We start from the raw sequence: 2,199 nt of genomic DNA on the forward strand, positions 1-2,199 counted from the left end.
TCTAAATAGGCTGATTCAAGGCATTTACGGGAGAAAAAATCGGCTCAAACATGAAGAAATGAAATGACTGAGTCAGCCGAGAAGAATTTCCCCGCTTATTCGCACCTTCCCTAGTTATATATCTACCCTGTTGGGTGTCATCCGGGCGGCTTTAGGGGGCGGCTCTATTATTCAGTCAGGTTTTAAAGCGAGCGTTGGCTTTTACGGCAATAAAGACCACGTTGAGCTTGTGTCATATACTATAGACGTTCTTCTGGCCAGACAATTAATTGCAACCAAAAAAACTATATCAGGCAGCAGAATAAAAGAATCAAACAAGACCAAATCCCGTCGTGGAGATAAATGTTCCAATGGGGAACTGGCTGTGTTTAGTGAGGTTCATTTATTCGCAATGCCCCGCGAAGATTGCGAACTGACCAAGTGCAGGCTGGAACAATGTAAACTGGGGAGAGACGTATGATGACCGATTTTTATGTGGGGGCACTGTTCTGGTACAGCCTTGTTGGATGGTGTACTGCCCAACTTCATCATTATGTGGGCTTCTATTCTCACTACCGTGGTATCAAATGCTGGCTAGTATGGGTAACTATGTTCATCTTCTGGCCTGTAACGTTGCCGATGTTTGTTGATGTGTTAGGTAGCATGAGCAAAGGGAAGAAGTGATATGGCCAGGCAACGGTTATTTTAGTTTATGGCTTCCACATCCTGAGTCAGATGGGGATCAAGTTCAGCAGTCAGTGCAGCTTCGGTTAACTGCTTGATTAATGGTGTTAAGATACCATCTTTAACCGTTAATGCCTGCCGGACTGGAGTGTCTTAAGCGCTTTGTCGAAATCAAAGGACTGGGACATGTGTTATTCCTTTTTGTTTGTATATTACTGGAATGACACAGAATTTCTAACACTCCCTGGAAGACGCCCAACCGTGAAGGCTGAGCGTCTGGGTTTATGCCGTTTTACCTCTCAGGATGTGCGAATTCATAAGGTGTTACATAGCCCTCGCGGTTTGCATCCAGGTAGTCAGCCCACCATTGCATCATTTGCTTGCGCTCTTCAAAGTGTTCTGCCAGATAGATGTAAGCAGCGCGTACGTTGCTGCGTTCTTTATGGCTCATCTGGCGTTCTACGGCGTCTTTTGACCACAGACCCGATTCAATCATTGCACTACAGGCCATCGTGCGAAATCCATGACCGCAGACATCTGTTTTTGTATCGAACCCCATATTGCGCAGTGCCTTATTGACGGTGTTCTCGCTCATCGGCTTGTAGGGATCGTGGTCGCCAGTGAAGACCAGTTCGAACTCGCCGCTAATCGCCTTAATTTGTTCCAGTATCTCCACGGCCTGTTTACATAGCGGTACAAGATGTGGGGTGCGCATTTTGGCTCCGCGAGTGGAGAATTTAACACCCGGAATCTCCGCGCGCTTCTCCGGGATAGTCCAGAGCGCACGCCTGAAATCAATCTCAGGCCAGCGGGCAAAACGTAGTTCGCTGGAACGGATAAAGATGAGCAGAGCCAGCCGGATAGCCAGGATAGTGAGCGGTTGCCCTTTGTAGGAGCCAATTTTCTCCAGTAATACTGTGACGTCATCAAAAGGCAGAGCAGGGCGGTGCTCTGTTTTCTGGGCAGGAACAGCGCCACGCATGTCATGAGCCGGGTTATAGGTGATCCAGGCATTCTGGACGGCGTAACGCATGATGTTGGTGATGCGACTCTGAAGACGACCGGCAGTATCGATATTACCGCGAGCCTCCACCGCTTTTACAGGAACCAGCAAATCACGGGTATTGAGTTCTGCGATATCACGCTGACCCAGTACCGGAAAGATATGCGTTTCCAGCGAGGTGAGAACCCTTCTGGCATGGTCGGCATCCCATTTGCGGTTGCTTTTGTGCCATTCGCGGGCAACGGTCTCGAAGGTCCGGATGCTGGATTTAGCTTCTTTCGTGTCCCGCTTTTGCTGTGCAGGGTTAATGCCGTTGACCAGCAGCTTACGGGCATCATCACGTTTTGAACGCGCTTCGGATAATGAAATTTCCGGGTATGGACCAATACTGAAGATCTGTTCTTTGTTTTCGAAACGATAAGGAAGGTGCGAACAAGTTCCTGATATGAGATCATCATATTCATCCGGAGCGCATCCCAGAGGGACATCATGAGCCATCAACTCACCTTCGCCGATAGTGAATTCAGCACTAA

2 protein-coding genes and 1 pseudogene are annotated in these 2,199 nt (G+C 48.5%); 1 reads left to right on the forward strand and 2 read right to left on the reverse strand.

Going from position 1 to position 2,199, the window contains the following annotated elements; genetic code table 11:
- The first annotated feature begins 456 nt into the window (after positions 1–456).
- Complete coding sequence (locus FHC52_RS22430; RefSeq protein ID WP_220420279.1) at positions 457–663, forward strand: hypothetical protein; 207 nt, start codon at positions 457–459, stop codon at positions 661–663.
- 48 nt (positions 664–711) lie between these two features.
- Here FHC52_RS22430 and FHC52_RS22435 read toward each other — a convergent pair.
- Positions 712–851 (reverse strand): annotated as a pseudogene (locus FHC52_RS22435) (IS256 family transposase); the annotation flags it as partial.
- A gap of 104 nt (positions 852–955) precedes the next feature.
- A complete protein-coding gene (locus FHC52_RS22440; RefSeq protein ID WP_259280444.1) occupies positions 956–2,164 on the reverse strand; it encodes a phage integrase central domain-containing protein in 1,209 nt (402 codons plus the stop codon).
- Between the last annotated feature and the right edge of the window lie 35 nt (positions 2,165–2,199).

The organism is Enterobacter sp. EC_64, assembly GCF_019584165.1.
Lineage (GTDB): Bacteria > Pseudomonadota > Gammaproteobacteria > Enterobacterales > Enterobacteriaceae > Enterobacter > Enterobacter roggenkampii.

Coding starts and splice junctions, on each gene's coding strand:
- FHC52_RS22440 (WP_259280444.1), bottom strand. CDS start 2,164: ATGGCTCATGATGTCCCTCTGGGATGCGCTCCGGATGAATATGATGAT.
- FHC52_RS22430 (WP_220420279.1), top strand. CDS start 457: ATGATGACCGATTTTTATGTGGGGGCACTGTTCTGGTACAGCCTTGTT.